18 protein-coding genes and 1 pseudogene are annotated in these 17,322 nt (G+C 27.1%); 10 read left to right on the top strand and 9 right to left on the bottom strand.

Features of this window, described 5'->3' with window-relative positions:
- Positions 1 to 282, bottom strand: a pseudogene (gene glyA / locus AC5LG6_RS09065) (serine hydroxymethyltransferase); the annotation flags it as partial.
- A 73-nt stretch (positions 283 to 355) separates the two neighbouring features.
- Entirely contained in the window at positions 356 to 679 is a 324-nt protein-coding gene (locus AC5LG6_RS09060) for a DUF6172 family protein (RefSeq protein WP_498586317.1), read from the bottom strand.
- A 61-nt stretch (positions 680 to 740) separates the two neighbouring features.
- Here AC5LG6_RS09060 and AC5LG6_RS09055 point away from each other — a divergent pair, with 61 nt between their 5' ends.
- Genes AC5LG6_RS09055 through AC5LG6_RS09040 form a run of 4 tightly spaced genes read left to right on the top strand, consistent with a single transcriptional unit; the run spans position 741 to position 4,615 of the window.
- A complete protein-coding gene (locus tag AC5LG6_RS09055; protein WP_498586316.1) occupies positions 741 to 1,901 on the top strand; it encodes a hypothetical protein in 1,161 nt (386 codons plus the stop codon).
- Positions 1,898 to 2,935, top strand: coding sequence for a CNNM domain-containing protein (locus tag AC5LG6_RS09050; RefSeq protein ID WP_066402872.1), 1,038 nt, complete (start codon positions 1,898 to 1,900; stop codon positions 2,933 to 2,935). Before AC5LG6_RS09055 ends, AC5LG6_RS09050 begins: the two co-directional genes overlap by 4 nt.
- 20 nt (positions 2,936 to 2,955) lie before the next feature.
- Positions 2,956 to 4,023 (top strand): AI-2E family transporter, encoded by a 1,068-nt coding sequence (locus tag AC5LG6_RS09045; RefSeq protein ID WP_066402875.1) that lies wholly within the window; start codon positions 2,956 to 2,958, stop codon positions 4,021 to 4,023.
- The gene (locus AC5LG6_RS09040; RefSeq protein WP_498586314.1) at positions 4,013 to 4,615 is read left to right on the top strand and encodes a YiiX/YebB-like N1pC/P60 family cysteine hydrolase; all 603 of its coding nucleotides are present in this window, start codon (positions 4,013 to 4,015) and stop codon (positions 4,613 to 4,615) included. Before AC5LG6_RS09045 ends, AC5LG6_RS09040 begins: the two co-directional genes overlap by 11 nt.
- Before the next feature lie 13 nt (positions 4,616 to 4,628).
- Here AC5LG6_RS09040 and AC5LG6_RS09035 read toward each other — a convergent pair whose 3' ends face one another.
- Entirely contained in the window at positions 4,629 to 6,992 is a 2,364-nt protein-coding gene (locus tag AC5LG6_RS09035) for an ATP-binding protein (protein ID WP_498586313.1), read from the bottom strand.
- Between the two features lie 97 nt (positions 6,993 to 7,089).
- On the opposite strand from AC5LG6_RS09035, the gene AC5LG6_RS09030 reads away from it, so the two are divergent.
- Positions 7,090 to 7,455, top strand: coding sequence for a hypothetical protein (locus AC5LG6_RS09030; protein WP_498586312.1), 366 nt, complete (start codon positions 7,090 to 7,092; stop codon positions 7,453 to 7,455).
- Positions 7,456 to 7,537: 82 nt separating this feature from the next.
- Positions 7,538 to 8,269 carry a ferredoxin-thioredoxin reductase catalytic domain-containing protein gene (locus tag AC5LG6_RS09025; RefSeq protein WP_498586311.1) on the top strand — a complete coding sequence of 244 codons (732 nt, stop codon included), beginning with the start codon at positions 7,538 to 7,540 and terminating at the stop codon, positions 8,267 to 8,269.
- 17 nt (positions 8,270 to 8,286) lie between these two features.
- On the opposite strand, the gene AC5LG6_RS09020 is transcribed toward AC5LG6_RS09025, so the two are convergent.
- Genes AC5LG6_RS09020 through panB form a run of 3 tightly spaced genes read right to left on the bottom strand, consistent with a single transcriptional unit; the run spans position 8,287 to position 11,204 of the window.
- Positions 8,287 to 9,339 carry an AI-2E family transporter gene (locus AC5LG6_RS09020; RefSeq protein WP_066218961.1) on the bottom strand — a complete coding sequence of 351 codons (1,053 nt, stop codon included), beginning with the start codon at positions 9,337 to 9,339 and terminating at the stop codon, positions 8,287 to 8,289.
- Entirely contained in the window at positions 9,336 to 10,367 is a 1,032-nt protein-coding gene (gene ruvB, locus AC5LG6_RS09015; RefSeq protein ID WP_066359146.1) for a Holliday junction branch migration DNA helicase RuvB, read from the bottom strand. The genes AC5LG6_RS09020 and ruvB overlap by 4 nt, the downstream gene beginning before the upstream one ends.
- Positions 10,368 to 10,394: 27 nt before the next feature.
- Complete coding sequence (panB, locus tag AC5LG6_RS09010; RefSeq protein WP_081560598.1) at positions 10,395 to 11,204, bottom strand: 3-methyl-2-oxobutanoate hydroxymethyltransferase; 810 nt, start codon at positions 11,202 to 11,204, stop codon at positions 10,395 to 10,397.
- A 98-nt stretch (positions 11,205 to 11,302) separates the two neighbouring features.
- Here panB and trpA point away from each other — a divergent pair, with 98 nt between their 5' ends.
- From trpA to AC5LG6_RS08995, 3 genes are all read left to right on the top strand, one after another.
- Positions 11,303 to 12,043: a tryptophan synthase subunit alpha gene (gene trpA / locus AC5LG6_RS09005; protein ID WP_498586310.1), complete on the top strand. Its 741-nt coding sequence runs from the start codon at positions 11,303 to 11,305 to the stop codon at positions 12,041 to 12,043.
- Between the two features lie 3 nt (positions 12,044 to 12,046).
- Positions 12,047 to 12,784: an arginyltransferase gene (locus tag AC5LG6_RS09000; RefSeq protein ID WP_498586309.1), complete on the top strand. Its 738-nt coding sequence runs from the start codon at positions 12,047 to 12,049 to the stop codon at positions 12,782 to 12,784.
- A gap of 85 nt (positions 12,785 to 12,869) precedes the next feature.
- Entirely contained in the window at positions 12,870 to 13,214 is a 345-nt protein-coding gene (locus AC5LG6_RS08995) for a hypothetical protein (protein WP_498586307.1), read from the top strand.
- Positions 13,215 to 13,226: 12 nt separating this feature from the next.
- On the opposite strand, the gene feoB is transcribed toward AC5LG6_RS08995, so the two are convergent.
- The gene (gene feoB / locus AC5LG6_RS08990) at positions 13,227 to 15,137 is read right to left on the bottom strand and encodes a ferrous iron transport protein B (RefSeq protein ID WP_498586306.1); all 1,911 of its coding nucleotides are present in this window, start codon (positions 15,135 to 15,137) and stop codon (positions 13,227 to 13,229) included.
- 6 nt (positions 15,138 to 15,143) lie between these two features.
- Positions 15,144 to 15,362 (bottom strand): FeoA family protein, encoded by a 219-nt coding sequence (locus tag AC5LG6_RS08985; RefSeq protein WP_066153382.1) that lies wholly within the window; start codon positions 15,360 to 15,362, stop codon positions 15,144 to 15,146.
- Between the two features lie 143 nt (positions 15,363 to 15,505).
- Here AC5LG6_RS08985 and AC5LG6_RS08980 point away from each other — a divergent pair, with 143 nt between their 5' ends.
- Positions 15,506 to 15,946, top strand: a complete 441-nt coding sequence (locus tag AC5LG6_RS08980) for a Fur family transcriptional regulator (protein ID WP_066164823.1) — start codon at positions 15,506 to 15,508, stop codon at positions 15,944 to 15,946.
- A gap of 65 nt (positions 15,947 to 16,011) precedes the next feature.
- On the opposite strand, the gene AC5LG6_RS08975 is transcribed toward AC5LG6_RS08980, so the two are convergent.
- Positions 16,012 to 17,247: an argininosuccinate synthase gene (locus AC5LG6_RS08975; protein ID WP_141048265.1), complete on the bottom strand. Its 1,236-nt coding sequence runs from the start codon at positions 17,245 to 17,247 to the stop codon at positions 16,012 to 16,014.
- Positions 17,248 to 17,322 lie beyond the last annotated feature (75 nt).

Raw genomic sequence — 17,322 nt, 5'->3', positions numbered from 1 at the left:
AACATTTGCATATTTACAACCAAATATTTTACAAGCTCTATCAATTGCTAGTTGTTCTACTTTATCAGCTTGTTCACATCCACCATAATATCTTTTATATGGATAACCTTCTGCATATTTATTTGTAAATACACTTCCCATTGCTTGCATAACTGCTGGACTTGTAAAGTTCTCACTTGCAATCATTTCAAGATGGTTTGTTTGTCTTTTTAGTTCTGCTTCAACTATCTCAAATACTTCTTTATCAGCTACTTCTAACTTATCGTTTGTTATGTAGTTCATCTCTTTCTCCAATTTTTATTTTTCAAATTTTAACAAAATTGTAGTTTATAAACAATCCAAAAATTGCTAAATTTTAATCTTCTAAAATTTCATCATCATTAGCATCATTAGATAGTTTTTTTTCTCTAAATATTGCTTTTGCAACAATTTCGATATAAAAGCTAGGATAGTTCTCACTTTGAGCTAAATCTACACTTTTTATAACATCAGCAAAATTTATAATTTTTGCATCTTCTTTTGTTTGTCCAAACTTACAATCAAAAAACCAAGAGTTAAAACCAACTGGTAGTTTTTTGCTCTTTTCTCTTTTTATATATTTTCGTATATCATTTTTGATACTATCAATTTGTCTCTCTCTTGTTTTGTTTGGTATATCTATTAAAAATAGTTTTTTCACTTTATATCCTTTAATTAAAAGTGGATTATATCAAGAAATATTTGATATAATCATTGATATTATGAAAAAAAGAGAAGATTTGCAGTTTAAAATTACGAATAAGATAAAAAATTTAGAAATAGGTGAATTAAAAGATAATCTTTTTCACTACTCTTATGATAGTAAAACTTTAAAATCTCTATTTAAAAATAATATTTCAAAAGACAATATCTCTTATATTACAGCTCATAGTAGTTTTAAAGGTGAGATTTATGAAAATATAATATATGAACTTTTGATGGATTATGCTTTAAATAATGATGATATAAAAGGTTTTGTACTAAAAGGTCCATATCAAGATATGGAAAATAAGTTTATAAAAAGTGGACTTCTAATAGATAGAACTTCACAAATAGTTTTTAAATCAGCATATAAAGATATAAGCGAATTTGATGCAATGTTTTTTACTGAAAATAAGCTATATTTTGTAGAGATGAGTACATCCAAAAAGACTTCAAGTTTAAATAAAAGACTTGCAAAAAAATATGCACTTTTAAAGATGATATTTCCGTATTTAGAGATAAATGCTTTAATTGTTGTAACAGCTGGTTCTGTTGGGTTAAACAATTTTCCATCATATGCAACGATTTGGGTAACAAAAGATTTAGATGATGATGATTTAATAGAAAAAATTATTTTTGCTAAAAAGGTTAAAAATGATTTGCAGACATTAAAAGCTCCAGAAAATAAAAAGTATTTAGAAGCTTTTAGTTTAAAATATAAAAAATTTGCATATTTCCCAACTTTAGAATGGATTTTAAATGGTGCTAGAAAAAATCCTAAATTTAAAATTGATTTAAGTTTTTTTTCAAATTCTAAAATGAGTTTATATTTTGATATTTACACAAAATTATATATTGGATATTTAAATATAGATTGTTTCAAAGAGTTTTATAAAGATTTTGAAATGGAACTAGAGAGTAATAGAGTTTTTGTAACTTTAGAAAAAGTTACTCAAACTCAAATTGACATAGTATATTATGCAAAACTTAAAAATAAAAAACTATATAGAATAAGATTAGAAGATGGTCAAACACCATCTATAAAAGAGAAAGAACCAGATGGTTTTACAAATGCAGAAGTAAGATTCTTTTCGAAAGTTCTTGAAGAAAAACATCTTTTAAATGCAAAAGATATAAAGCATATTTTAAAAAATATCTCAATAATCGAGTTTAAAAAATGACACTATTATTTATTTATCTATTTTTAGCACTGTTTTTTTCATCACTTTGTTCTATTTTGGAAGCTACTGTTTTATCTTCAACTCCATCTTACATTGAAAGTATGGATAAAAATAGTTATAGCCAAAAAAGTATAGATTTGGTAAAAGAGATGAAAGGTGATATTGACAAGTCAATATCAGCAATTTTAACTTTAAATACTTTTGCACATACTATGGGTGCTGCTGGAGTTGGAGCACAAGCAGCTATTGTATTTGGTGAACAGTGGCAAAGTTTAGTAGCATTTATTCTTACACTTTTAGTTTTGTATATAACTGAAATTTATCCAAAAACTTATGCGGCACTCTATTGGAAAAGATTTTTAGTTCCAACTGCTTATTTAATCTCATTTTTAATAAAAGTAACTTACCCATTTATTTGGGTTGGAACAAAGATTACAAACTATATTCAAAAAAATAAATCTGATGAAGCAAATTTCTCAAAAGATGAGATTATGGCACTTGTAAATTTGAGTGAAAAAGAGGGTAGTATTCAAGCAAAAGAGAGTGATTTTATAGAGAATTTGTTTAAGTTAAAAAGTATAAAAACAGAGGATATTATGACACCTAGAAGTGTAGTTTTTGCACTTGAAAAAAAGACTAGCATAAAAGAGGCAGTTGCAAATGATAAAACCTATATTCATTCAAGAATCCCAGTTTACGATACAACTATTGATAATATAGTTGGAATTGTATTAAATCAAACCATCTTAGCAGAGAGAATAAAGAAAAATAAAAATAAAAAATTGGAAGATATTATAATTCCAGTACATAAAGTTTCAGAAACTCTATCTATTTCAGTTTTGATTGACTCCTTTTTAAGAAGGAAATCGCATCTTTTTATTGTACAAGATAGTTATGGACAAACAAGTGGAGTTGTAACTCTAGAAGATGCTTTAGAGACACTTCTAGGAGTTGAAATAGTAGATGAAATGGATGAAGTTACAGATATGCAAGAGTTTGCAAAAGATGAGAGTAAGAGATTACAAAGAGTATAAACTATAAAAAAAGGGTAGATATGGATAGCTTAAACAAAGAGATAAATTTTGCTAGAGCATTTTATTTTTTTGCTTTTATGTTTTTAGTGATTTACTCTTTTAATAGTTTAAGCAATATTCTAACGCCAATTGCAATATCTTTTTTTATTTGGTTTTTGATAAACGGTTTAGCAAATGAGATAAAAAAAATACCATATATAAATAAGAGAGTTTTAGATTTTGTTGCAACTCCATTATCTCTTATAATCATATTGTATTCTATGGTGAAAATAGGAACTTTTGTGACTTCAAGTATGATAGAGTTAGGTTCTGTAGTAGCTCAACTTGACTCAAAAATAAATGTAGTAATAGATAAAATATCAACTTTGACATCTTTTGATCTTAAAGAGCCTTTACAAAAATTCTTTCAAGAGTTTAATATGGCTACATTATTAAATAGAATTTTTGTTGCTTTTAGTTCAATTTTGAGTAATACTATGCAGATATTTTTATATGTTCTTTTTTTATTAATTGACCAGAGATTTTTTGATTTAAAATTAAATGCACTATTTCAAAATGAAAATAGCAAAAAAAAAGCTAAAGATATATTAACATCTATTTCAAAAGGAGTAAGAACTTATATTTTAATTACAACAATAGTTAGTTTAATTACAGGTTTTTTAACTTTCTTAATATGTCAATATTTTGGTTTACAAGGTGCAGTTTTATGGGGATTTATAGCATTTATTTTAAATTTTATTCCAACAATTGGAACTATAATAGCTGTTTTAATTCCAACAGTTTTTGCCATTATCCAACTAACAGATCTTAGCTCAATTTTGTATCTATTTATATTTTTAGTATTAATTCAATTTGTGATTGGTAATGTAATTTATCCAAAACTTATGGGAAAAAGCCTAAATATATCTCAATTTGTAGTAATTTTATCTTTGGTTGTTTGGGGAGCTATGTGGGGAACTATAGGTATGTTTTTGGCTGTTCCTATTATGATGATTTTATTGATTATTTTATCTCAATTTGAAAGTACAAAAAATCTAGCAGTTTTAATTTCCGAAGATGGAAATATATTAAGAAACAATGATAATTAGAGTTGTAGCAATACTTTTTTTACTAATATTTGCATCTTTTGAAGCAAAAAAATTTATTAGTAAAAGTAAAAATGATTTATCTGTTGAAAATATAAAAAAAGAGATAAATCTTGAAAGTGGAGATATTATTTTAAAAAGAGAAGATAATGAATTAAGCAATTATCTAGCAACTTTTGACTCTTCTGGTTATTCTCATATTGGACTTATTATTGATACAAAATATGGTTTGAAAGTTGTACATATAGATATTGATGAAAAAAATGATGAGTTACAAATATCAGATTTAAATGATTTTGTAAATTTCTCAATAAAAATAGCTGTTTATAGATATAAAGATGAAATAGATGTTAAAAAGCTATCAGATATTATAAATGATTTACAAAAATCAAATACTAAGTTTGATTATGATTTTTATCTAAATAATGATAAATTGTACTCTACAGAACTTATAAATTATATATATTTTAAACTTTTTGGTGAAGATTTATTTACATATTTAAGTAGCTTTTATGAAAAAGATGAAATTTCTATAAATAGTATTATAAAAAATCCAAAACTAGAAAAAAAATTTGAAATAGATTTTAAGTTTTAGATTTTTTAATATTTTACTGCTCTTGCCAAAGTAGTTCTGTTTTAATGTCATAAATGTCAGTTCTTTTAGGTTTTATAAAAAACTCTTCTATTGTATATTTTGAAATATTAAATTCATCATTTATCTTTTCTATTTCAATTTTTAACTTTTCTTCCAAACCATCTTGTAAAGATTGTAGAGCATCTATTTCACCTTGAACGGTTTTTATATCACTTCTCTCTTTTAAAGCTTTGCTTACACCTCTTGAGCTTGTAGCTACTTTTGAAACGATTGCTGTTTTACTAGATTTTCCAAAAAAAGCCCCTAAAATTGATGTTCCAATAGATATGATACTATTTGTTGTAGCGCTAAGAGAGTCTTGCTCCTCTTTTTTTAGTTTCTCAAAAAGTTTTGATATTTTTTGTTCTAAAATAGTATTCTCTTTTTCAAATTTTTGTTTTAGATTTTCTATTTTTTCATCAATTTGTTCGTTTAATCTATCCTGTATTCTTATTTTAAAATCATCTAAACTCTCATACTGTTTTGATGATATTTTTAAAGTATCATTTTTATATAGAGTTAATTTGAAATTTCTATATACATAATCAGCAAAATCTCTCTCTAAAAGTTTTAACTCTTTTTCATTTTGAATAAAACTAGGAAGTTCATAGTAAAATGAGTTTGGTTTCTCTTTTTCATCAAAAGTATCAGTTAAAACATCCTCTCTTTCATCAAAGTTTATCTGAGAAGCTTTTTCATCTAAATATATTTTGAAATTTATATGTTCTTTTAAATCTACATTTTTTAGAGTATAAAGATAGTGAACATTACAAGAAAATAGTAGATATCCTTGCATATAGTAAGCGTTATTTTGAGAACTATAACTATACTTTTCTTTTATATTGCTTACTATTATAGGTTTTGATTTCCCTTTTGAAACATCAATAAATGGTTCATTTACTTCACTATTTTTTTCTTCTAGGTTTTTTGTAGAGTTATTTTTTTTATTTTCCATTAGTTTTTTGATAGCATCTTTGCTTAAAGGACCTTTTAAATATGATAGTGCCCATCTAGTTTCAAAAGTTTTTATACTCTCTTCATTTATATTTTTCATAATAAAGTTTCTTTTCGCAAGTGTTCCCAAAGCTAAAGACAACTCTTGTTTATTTAATCCATTTTCACTAGCACTACTTAAACCATCAATTACTTTTTCTATATCTTGTTTAGTTTGAAGTCTACCTATAAACCAAGTTCCTATATTTGATAATCCTTTATAATCAATATCTACAGGATTTTGAGTTGAAAGAATAACTCCTATTCCAAAACTTCTTGCTTGTTTTAAAAGTGTTAGCATTGGTTGTTTTGATGGAGGATTTGCTTGAGGAGGAAAATATCCAAAAATTTCATCCATATAAAGTAGGGCTTTTAAAGAGGTAGTTCCCTCTTGTCTTCTCATCCAAGCTAAAATTTGATTTAGTAAAATTGTTACAAAAAACATTCTTTGTGAGTCATTTAGATGTGCAATTGAAAAAATATTTACTTTAGCTTTTCCACTTTGGCTATATAACATTTTTGAAATATCTAAACTCTCACCTTCTAACCAACTACTAAAAGATGGACTTGCAATAATTGTATTTATTTTTAGTGCAAATTTTAGTCTATCACTTTGAGGAAAAAAAGTCTCCAAATCAAAAACTCCAATTTTTGAAAAAGGTGGAGTTACTATTAAAGTTATTAACTCTTCTAGAGTTAAATCTTTTTGTTCTTTAAAATAATTTGTAAAAATAGATGCTAAAAGAATTGACTCTTTTGATGTTTCATCGCTTTTATTATCTATTAAAGATAAGATTGAGTGTACTGTTGAGTTTATAATATTTGAAAACAACTCCATATCTTCTAAAATCTCTATTGTAGGTGCTTTAAAAGATGAAAGAATTGATACTTGAACTCCAGCGCTGCTTCCTGGAGTGTATATTGTGAAATCAGCACTATCTTTTAGTTTTTTTACTCTACTTAAATCTTGAAAATCTCTTTGTATTCCTTCTTTGTAGCTATTTGAAACTTTTATAGCTAGCTCTTCTTTTGTTCCTCCACTATTTGATACTTCACTATCATCTAACCAAGGTTCAAAATCACTTGGATTTAATTCTGGAAAATTTAACAGAAGATTTGTCATATCTCCTTTTGGGTCAATTATAATAGAAGGTATCTCATCAATAGCTGCCTCTTCTAAAAGTGTAATTCCAAGACCTGTTTTACCACTTCCTGTCATACCTATAATTGCTGCATGAGTTAATAAATCTTTGTTTTGATAAACTAAAGGTGTGATTTGACCGTCAATTTTTTCTTTTCCAATATAAAAAAGTTTTAACTTTTCATAATCAAAAGTGCTATTCATAAATATCCCTAATAAAGTTTGAAATATTATAACAAAAAAAAATGCTTTTTCTAAAAAAATATAGTATAATTAGCTAAATTTAAGAAAAGGAGTATTTATGGAACTTGGAAATATCCCGAAAATTGATCAGTTCAAGGATAATAAAGCTGTAGAGATGCAGCAGGTAAAATCTACTTCAAATTTAGCTAAAACTGATGAACAAAGAGAGTTAAAAGAGATACAAAAGAAGAGTATAGATCAAGCAAAAGAAAACTCTGATGTACAAAAAGCTCAAAATGAATCAGCTTCAAAGAGTAAATATGAAGTGGTACTTTCAAATACGAATTTTGGATTTAACAATAGCTCTCAAGATTTTTTTGTAAGAGTTGAGAGAGGAAATTCTGAAAATCAATATCCAACAGAAGATATGATGCGAGTAAAAGCTCAGATGATGGCACTACAAAAAGCAGAGGCTGAATCTTAAAAATTTTGGCTTAAAAAATATTTTTAAGCCAAATCTACTTAAAAACTCATTATAATTTTACCTTATTTTAAAAGGTTTATAAATGATAAAAAAAATTGATATTAACTCTTTGGCTTTTCAAAATGAGCTTGAAAATACAAAAGAGTTTACAAAAGATGTATTAAAAAAATATAATTTTGTTTTTAATCCTGATGATGAAGTTAATTTATCTGTACAAATGGGATTAGCTAGAAATATGCTTATTTATGGAAAAAGATATTGTCCTTGTTTTATGGTAGTTGAAGATGAAAATGAAAATAGACTTTGTCCATGTGTACCAGCTTTGAGTAATGAGATACCAAAAAATGGAAGTTGTCACTGTGGAATTTATTGTACAAAAGAGAAAGCTCATGAATTGCTTTTAAATATTGATACAAAAGAGGCTATAGCTACTCACTTTAGAGGTTTGACAAAAAAAGAGTGTGAAGATTTACTTAGCAATGATGAGATAAATTCTATAGAACTAGAGGCACTTTTAGAAGCAAGAGATGAGGGTGCTGTAAATTTTTGTTTAGTAGATACAAGAGAGTGGATGGAGTGGGTTAATATTAGAATAAAAGGAACTGATTTTTTAGTTCCAACAACTAGTTTTTATAACTCTTTAGAGCAGATAAATGATAAAAAAGATATACCTATAATATTGTATTGTCATAGTGGAAGTAGAAGTGCTTATTGTCAAAAAATAATGCTAAATATGGGTTTTTCAAAAGTTATAAATCTTGATTATGGAATTATGAGTTTTGGTGGTGAAACTTTAAGAGGTGAGCCAAAATAAAATTTGGCTCTTTAAAATTATTCTAGAATACTTTTAGTTTCAACCTCTTTTATATATTTTCTTAAAAGTTGCATTGTAGATACAAATAAGCTCACCATTGCAGGTCCAATTATCATTCCCCAAAATCCAAAAGTACCAAGTCCTGCAACTATTGCAAAAAAGATTATTAATGAGTTTATTTTTGTAGGTGTTTTTACTATTTTTTTATTTATGTAGCTTATTATTAGCGGTTTTATAAAAGTATCTGCAATTATTGAAATAACTATTATAGAGTAAACTGCTATAAAAATTGCATTTGATATAGTTCCAGTACTTGCTTCATATAAAGCTACCGGAAGCCACATAATAACTCCACCAATAACAGGAACTAAAGATGCAAAACCATATAAAACTCCAAGTAAAAGCCCATCATAACCAAAACTACTCAAAAAAGCTCCAAAAAGAAAACCTTGAAATATTGCAGTTACTAAAATAGAGTAAAAAACTACACTCATTACACTTGATGATTCATTAAATAATATATTCGCATCTTCGTTATTTATAGGAGTTATATTTTTTAGATAAGTTGCAATTTGGTTTGAAAATAGGGTAAAAAAGAAGAAAAAGATTAAAATCAAAATCATATCAATCATAAATTTTGCACTATTTTTACCTAAAGATGCACTAAAAGATACAAGCTGTTGTACTGTTTTTCCTATATCCACAGATGATGATATTTTATTTATAAAATCATTTAAGAAGCTAAATTCACCTAAAAAGCCAATAATCATAGTTTTTATCTCTGTTAAATTTTGTATTAGGTGTTGTTGGTCCACTTGATTAAAAAATGTTGCAAATGAGATTATACAATATAAAATAGGTAAGAAAAATAATGCTGTCATAGCAAGAGTAAAAATTGTTGTAGAAAAGGCTCTATTTTTTACTTTATTATTTATTCTTAAAAACATTGAGTTTGTAGCAATAGTAAGCAAAGCTGCTACTGAAATTGATTTTAAAAATGGGTCAAAAAGTTCTATTAGAAAATAGAATAGAACAAATGCTAAAAGCATTAAAAAATATGCTGGTTTCAAAATAGGCTTCCTTGATTATTCTCATCTAATTTATTTTGAGGAGGAGTTAATCTAAACATCTCATATGTTTTAACACTAGCAACTCTTCCACGTGCAGTTCTTTCTATATATCCATTAGCAAGTAAATATGGCTCAATAGCATCTTCAATAGTTCCCTCATCTTCACTCAAAGCTGCTGCCATAGTTCCTAATCCCATAGGTCTTCCACGATTTGATATAAGAAGTTCAAGTAGGTTTATATCCATCTCATCAAAACCATTTTCATTTATTCCTAGCTCATCTAAAGCATATTTACAAGTATTTAAAAGTATAGTTTTTTCACCTTTTACTTGTGAAAAATCTCTAACCCTTCGTAAAAGTCTTAAAGCAACTCTAGGTGTTCCTCTACTTCTTTTTGACATCTCTAAGCTTGAGTCATCTTCACATTCAATTCCCAATTTTATAGAAGCTTTTTGAATAATTTTTGCTAGCTCTTCTTCTGTATAAAACTGCATTCTAAAATGCATTCCAAATCTCTCTCTTAGTGGATTTGAAAGCATTCCAGCACGTGTAGTTGCACCAATTAGAGTAAATCTTGGTAAATCTATTTTTACAGTTTGAGCAGCAGGTCCTGAACCAATTATTATATCAAGCCTATAATCTTCCATTGCTGGATATAAAATCTCTTCAACAGCAGGACTTAAACGATGAATCTCATCTATGAAAAGAATATCTCCCTCTTCAAGATTTGTTAAAATTGCTGCTAAATCACCACTTTTTTCTATCATAGGACCAGCTGTTATTTTTATATTTGAGTTCATCTCATTTGAAATAAGATAAGAAAGGGTAGTTTTTCCTAAACCTGGAGGTCCATAAAATAAAATATGATCAAGTGCTTCTGCTCTTTTTCTTGAAGCATCAATAAAAACTCTTAAATTCTTTTTTATTTTTTCTTGACCTATATAATCATCCCAATTTGAAGGTCTTAAGCTTTGCTCATTACTCTCTTCTTCAAAAGATACAGTTTCTACTTCTACTAATCTTTGCACTATAAAGCTCCACTTTTAAAATTCATCTTAGTACTCTTCTTCTTTTGATGGAAAATTTTGTGTTTGTACATCATCTCTGTAGCTATTTACAGCTTCTTTTACAAGTTTAGCTCCATTTAAATAGTGTCTTACAAATTTTGGTTTAAAATCTTCAAAAAATCCTAACATATCAGACCAAACTAGAACTTGACCATCTGTCTCATTTCCAGCTCCTATTCCAATAGTTGGAATATTTACAGCTTCTGTAATTTTTTTTGCAACATCACTTTTTACACCTTCAATAACAATTGCAAAAGCTCCTGCTTTTTCAACTGCTATTGCATCACGTATTAGTTGTTCTTCATCTTCTTTTGTTTTTCCTCTTACTTTGTAACCACCTTCACTTCTTACATATTGAGGCATAAGACCAATATGTCCCATAACAGCAATAGCATTTGATGTAAGATGTTTTATAATATCAGCTTTATCTTCTCCACCTTCTATTTTTACAGCACTTGCAAGTGTTTCTTGATATACTCTTGCACAGTTTTTTAATGCCTCATCTTTATTTATATAAGTAGCAAAAGGCATATCAGTTATCACAAAAGCATCTTTTGCACCATTACAAACAGCTTTTGTGTGATAAATCATCTGATCTAAAGTTGCACTTAATGTATCACTTTGCCCCATAAAACTCATATTTAAGCTATCTCCTACAAGTATCATATCAGCACTTTTTGAAAATAGGTTTGAAAATAGGGCATCATAGGCTGTTATAACTGTTAATTTTTGTCTATTTTTTGTCTGTTTTATCTTTGTTATATTCATTTTTTCAAAATCGTGTTTAATTATACTCATATTTAAAATCCTATATTAAAATAGTTAAGATTATAACTAAAAATAGATTTTAATTCGGTTTTAGATAAAATCAAAAAAATTTATTTTTAGGAAAAGAGTTGAAAAAATTAGTTGGATATATTACTACATCTTTACCAAGTAACAATTTTACAGTTGATTTGGCATATAGTTTAAAAGATAGTGGAGTTGATATTTTGGAGTTGGGTGTTCCTTTTTCAGATCCAGTTGCTGAAGGACCAATCATAGAAAAAGCAAATTTATTGGCTCTTAAAAATGGATTCAAAATTAATGATCTTTTTGAAGTTTCATCAAAAATTGCAAAAGATATTGATACTTTATGGATGGGATATATGAACCCATTTTATCACTATGGTTTAGAAAACTTTTTAAAAAAAGCAGAAGAGTTTGGAGTTTCTGGTACGGTAATTCCAGATTTACCATATGAAATGTCACAAAAATATGAACCAATTTTTAAAAAATATAATAAATCAAATATCACTTTTGTAGCACCAACAACACCAAAAGAGAGAATAAAAACTCTTGTAGAAAACTCTTCTAAATTTATCTATATGGTTGCATATGCTGGAATTACTGGAAGTGGAAGAGATGAAGATTTATCACAGATTATAGAAAATGTTAGAGAGTATTCACAAACTCCACTATATATAGGTTTTGGAATAGATGAAAAAACTTGTAAAGAAAAATCAAAAAATCTTGATGGTGTTATTGTTGGAAGTGCTTTTGTTAAGCATTTATTAGATGATAGTTTAAATAATAATGAAAAAATCAAAAAAATATCTAGCATAGCAAAAGAGATAAAGCAGAAGATAAACGAGTAGAAGATGAATTTTATTAATCCTGATTTAGAGTTTTTTGAAGAAAATAGAGATTGTTCATATTTTGAGGATCAAAAATCAGATATGAGATATAGATTTTTAAACTCTTGTAGTATTGAAGAGTATCAAAAAAAGCTAGAAAGAGGTTGGAGAAGGTTCGGGAAAATACATTTTGTACCTGAATGTAAGAGTTGTACAAAATGTGTATCTATGAGAATTGATGTAAAGAATTTTCAGTTTTCAAAATCACAAAAAAGAGTTTTAAATAAAAACAAAGATACAAAAGTTTTTATAAGACCTCCAACTGTAACAAAAAAGCATATGGATTTGTACCATAAATATCATACTATTATGCAAGATAAAAAAGATTGGAAGTATGTACATATAGACCATGAAGATTATATAAAATCTTATGTTGAAGGAAATACAAAATACGCAACAGAGTTTTTATATCTTAGAGATGATGAGTTAATAGGAGTTGCTTTAGTAGATATTTTACCAAATGCGATATCTTCAATTTACTGTTTTTATGATCATGATTTTGAAGAGTTTTCTATTGGAAAGTTCTCTATTTTAACTCAAATAAATATTGCAAAAGAGTTAAATATTCCATATATTTATTTGGGATATTGGATAGATAATCACTATTCAATGGGGTATAAAAAAGAGTATATGCCTTTTGATGTTTTAAAAAATAGAGCAAACTTAAATGAAGAGCCAATATGGGAAAAATTCATACAATAAAAGTAGTTTTTTTCTAAATATTAAAAAAATCATTATAATTAAAATAAATTTTAAATATAATAGAAATTTAAAACGAAGGATTTGTATGAAAAAATTAGTTATTTTTCTATCTTTTGCCACTTTGCTTTTTGCCGAAGGTAGTGTTGAGCAAAAAACATATAACCCAAATGTTGATTGTCTTATTTTAGAAGATGAGAATTCAATAATTTGTAAATTTGAAGTTGAGTTAAATAATGAGAATAATCAAACATTGATTATAAACTGGATTGACCCAAATGGTGCTGTTTCAAGAACGAGAGAGATGATAATACCAGCAGGTGACACTTCAGCTTATGATTTTAGATATTTAGATGGAAGAGAAAAAGGTAAGTGGGATTTTAAGATTATATACAATAATCAAGAGTACATAACAAAATTTGAATTAAAATAGTAGTAGCTTTTTTTAGGCTAATACTATTTTTGTAATGTTATATGCTATAAATGACATTATCCAAGCAGTTGTTGTAGTAAAAATAAATAGATACACAAGATATTTCCATCCTCCAGCTTCTTTTGTAAATACCATAGAAGCCGCCAAGCAAGGCAGATAAATCATTACAAATACTATAAATGAGATTGCAGCTTCAAAAGGAATATTTGTTTTTATTTTTTCAACTAAAGTTGTAGTTGGTTCATCTGGATTTTCACTCTCTCCTAATCCATATAAAATAGATAGAGTCGAAACAACAACCTCTTTAGCAGCTAATCCAGCTTCAAGTGCAACAGCCATTTTCCAATCAAACCCCAAAGGAGCAAAAAAAGGCTCACTAAATTTTCCAAGTTTTCCTAAATATGAGTTTTCAAGATTGTATAAAGCTAACTGATTTTGTAACTCTTTTTTTACTTCATCATTTATTGCTAACTCTATTTTTTGATTTATTTCATCTTCAATATTTGGATATTTTGGGTAGTTACTCATAAACCATATTAAAATTGAAGCTGCTAATATAAATGTACCAGCTTTTTTTAGATACATAAAAGCCTTATTTGTAATCTCTTTGTAAACTAGTTTTAGTGAAGGTAATCTATATTTTGGCATCTCCATAACAAATGGCTCATCTTTTCCTTTAAAAACTACTGCTCTTAAAAATTTTGCAGCAAATAATCCCAAAATAGCGCCACTAATATAGATTACAAATAGAATATTTCCAGCATTATTAGAACCAAAAAATGCACCTACAAAAAGTACATAAATAGGTAATCTCGCACCACAAGACATAAATCCAATAATAAATAGTGTTAATAATTTATCTCTTTCATTTTTTAAAGTCCTAGCTGCCATATAAGCTGGAACACTACAACCAAAACCAGTAACAAGAGGAATAAATGATTTACCATGAAGTCCAAATTTATGAAAAGTTCCATCGAGTAAAAAAGCAACTCTACTCATATAGCCAGTTCCTTCAAGTAGCGAAATTCCTAAAAATAAAATCAAAATATTTGGTAAAAACATTACAACAGCACTAACTCCAGCTATTACACCATCTCCTAAAAGTGAAGAGAGTTGATTATCTCCAATTATATTTTTAATAACATCTATAAATGAAGAAAAAAAAGTGTCAATATAGTCCATAGGAATTTCTCCTAAGGTAAAAGTTAGCTGAAATAATCCCCACATTAAAAATAAAAATATAGGAAGACCTATAAATTTATTCATCAAAATTGAGTCAATTTTTTCAGTAGTAGTTTTTTCTTTAATCTCTTCAATTTTTACGCATTGTTGAATAAGGTTTTTTATAAAATTAAACCTTTTAGCCAAAATCTCATCATGGTTTAAAATATGTGTTGTAAAAGAGTGTTTAAAAGTAGTTTTATCTTCTTTGAAAGTTTTTATAATTTGTTCTAGAAGCTCTGTAATTCCATCTTTTTTTGTAGCACTTGTTTTTATACAAGGTGTATTTAAAAGAGATGATAGTTTTTCATTATTAATTAAAATATTCTCTTTTTTTGCTTCATCACTCATATTTAGTGCAATAACCATTTTTTTATTTAAATCTAATAATTCACTAGTAAGTAGAAGATTTCTTTGAAGATTTGTTGAATCAATAACATTTAAGATAATATCATACTCATTTTGATTTAAAAAGTTTTTTACAACTTTTTCCTCTAATGAGTAGTTTTCAAGAGAATAAGAACCAGGTAAATCAATAATTTTAATATTATAATCTTTATATTTAAAAATTACCTCTTTTTTTTCAACAGTAACACCTGAAAAATTACCTACTTTCAATCTTGAATTTGAAATTGAGTTAATAAGCATTGACTTACCAACATTAGGTTGACCTACAAGAGCTATTTTTATAGTTTTATTCATTTTATTTTATCCAACTTTAATATTGATAGCTTCGCTATGTCTTAATGCAACTTTTGATTGATTTATTTTTATCTCAATAGTTTTTTTAGCTAAAGATTTTGCTGTTACACAAATTTCAGTTCCAACAATTATTCCAAAAGAATAGAGTCTTTTTTTTAAAACATCATCACAATTTATAGCTTTTATATTAGCCTTTTTTTGTAAATCTAAGTCATTTAGAGACATTTTATACCTTTAAATATTAATAATGATTATTATAATGTAAAATAGATTAAATTGTATTAACATATATCAATAAAATATAAGAAATATTTGAATTTTTTTTAAACTTTAGATATACTAGATTTTTATTTTTTAAAGGTGTTTTTATGTTGAATAATTATGAAGAGATTATAGAAGAGTTAAAAAAGATTGTTAAGCAAAAAGGTCTTAAATATACTGAGCAAAGAGAGATTGTTTTAAGTATATTACTTCATGCGAATGGTCATTTAACTGCAGAAGAGGTTTACAATCAAATCAAAAAAGATTATCCAAACTCAAATGTTGGAATTGCAACTGTTTATAGAGCTTTAAGTTTTTTAGAGGAAGTCGAGCTTATCGCTTCACTTAATTTTGGTGTAGATGGAAAGAAATATGAGAGTAATATTAAATCTCATCATGACCATTTGATCTGTACAGACTGTGGAAAAATAGTTGAGTTTGTTGATGAAGAGATTGAAAAACGACAAGAAAAAATAGCAAAAGCAAATAAGTTTAAAATAACTGATCATTCAATGCAATTATATGGTATTTGTGAAAGTTGTCAGTAAAATTATTTTAAATATAAAGACTCATAAATATAATTTATGAGTCTTTTATCTTTTTTAAATCAAAATTATTTTTGTTTTTTACCTGCAATTACAAGTCTTAAAGCATTTAATCTAATAAATCCTTCTGCATCTTTTTGATTATAAACTTCATCTTTTTCAAATGTTGAATATGCATCATCATATAAAGATTTACTTGATTCTCTTCCAATAACCATAACATTACCTTTGTAAAGTTTAAGTCTTACTTTTCCTTCTACATTTTTTTGAGTTGCATCAATTGCTGCTTGAAGCATTTCTCGCTCAGGTGAGAACCAGTATCCTTGATATATTAGTTTTGCATATCTTGGCATTAACTCATCTTTTAAGTGAGCAGCTTCTCTATCTAAAGTTAAAGATTCAATTGCTCTATGAGCTTTTAACATAATTGTTCCACCTGGAGTTTCATAACAACCACGAGCCTTCATACCAACATATCTATTTTCAACAATATCAACTCTTCCAATACCATGTTTATTTCCAAGTTTATTTAAAGCTAATAAAAGATTTGCAGGAGATAATTTCTCACCATTTAGTGCAATTGGGTCTCCATTTTTATACTCAATTTCAATAATTTCAGCACAATCAGGAGCTTTTTCTGGAGATGTTGTCCATAACCACATAGACTCTTCAGGTTCAGCAGCTGGATTTTCTAAATGAAGTCCTTCATAAGAGATATGTAAAAGGTTTGCATCCATTGAATATGGGCTTATTTTTGGGTTTCCATTTTCATCAACATGTTTTTGAGAAATTTCAATTCCATGTTTTTTTGCATATTCAAGTAGTGACTCTCTTGAGTTTAACTCCCACTCTCTCCAAGGTGCAATTACTTTTAAATCTGGATTTAAAGCTAATGCTCCAAGTTCAAATCTAACTTGGTCATTTCCTTTTCCAGTTGCTCCGTGAGATACAGCTTGTGCACCTTTTTCATTTGCAATTTCTACAAGTTTTTTTGCAATCAGTGGTCTTGCTATACTTGTTCCTAAAAGATACTCACCCTCATAAATAGCATTTGCTCTAAACATAGGGAAAACATAATCTTTTACAAACTCTTCTTTCACATCTAAAATATATACATTTTCTGGTTTAATTCCACAAGCAATAGCTTTTGCACGTGCAGGTTCAACCTCTTCACCTTGTCCTAAATCAGCTGTAAAAGTTATAACCTCTGCATCATATTCATCTTGAAGCCATTTTAAAATAATAGATGTATCAAGCCCACCGCTATAAGCAAGTACAACTTTTTTAATATCTTTTTTACTCATAATTTTTTCCTATTTTTGGTAATTTATGGTGTGGATAATACCAAAATTTTGTTGTAAATCCATTTAAACAATATT

This window comes from Arcobacter thermotolerans, assembly GCF_983172305.1.
This window is presented reverse-complemented; position numbering and strand designations above follow the sequence as displayed.

Coding starts and splice junctions, on each gene's coding strand:
- AC5LG6_RS09055 (WP_498586316.1), top strand. CDS start 741: ATGAAAAAAAGAGAAGATTTGCAGTTTAAAATTACGAATAAGATAAAA.
- AC5LG6_RS09050 (WP_066402872.1), top strand. CDS start 1,898: ATGACACTATTATTTATTTATCTATTTTTAGCACTGTTTTTTTCATCA.
- AC5LG6_RS09045 (WP_066402875.1), top strand. CDS start 2,956: ATGGATAGCTTAAACAAAGAGATAAATTTTGCTAGAGCATTTTATTTT.
- AC5LG6_RS09040 (WP_498586314.1), top strand. CDS start 4,013: ATGATAATTAGAGTTGTAGCAATACTTTTTTTACTAATATTTGCATCT.
- AC5LG6_RS09035 (WP_498586313.1), bottom strand. CDS start 6,992: ATGAATAGCACTTTTGATTATGAAAAGTTAAAACTTTTTTATATTGGA.
- AC5LG6_RS09030 (WP_498586312.1), top strand. CDS start 7,090: ATGGAACTTGGAAATATCCCGAAAATTGATCAGTTCAAGGATAATAAA.
- AC5LG6_RS09025 (WP_498586311.1), top strand. CDS start 7,538: ATGATAAAAAAAATTGATATTAACTCTTTGGCTTTTCAAAATGAGCTT.
- panB (WP_081560598.1), bottom strand. CDS start 11,204: ATGAGTATAATTAAACACGATTTTGAAAAAATGAATATAACAAAGATA.
- AC5LG6_RS09000 (WP_498586309.1), top strand. CDS start 12,047: ATGAATTTTATTAATCCTGATTTAGAGTTTTTTGAAGAAAATAGAGAT.
- AC5LG6_RS08995 (WP_498586307.1), top strand. CDS start 12,870: ATGAAAAAATTAGTTATTTTTCTATCTTTTGCCACTTTGCTTTTTGCC.
- feoB (WP_498586306.1), bottom strand. CDS start 15,137: ATGAATAAAACTATAAAAATAGCTCTTGTAGGTCAACCTAATGTTGGT.
- AC5LG6_RS08985 (WP_066153382.1), bottom strand. CDS start 15,362: ATGTCTCTAAATGACTTAGATTTACAAAAAAAGGCTAATATAAAAGCT.
- AC5LG6_RS08980 (WP_066164823.1), top strand. CDS start 15,506: ATGTTGAATAATTATGAAGAGATTATAGAAGAGTTAAAAAAGATTGTT.
- AC5LG6_RS08975 (WP_141048265.1), bottom strand. CDS start 17,247: ATGAGTAAAAAAGATATTAAAAAAGTTGTACTTGCTTATAGCGGTGGG.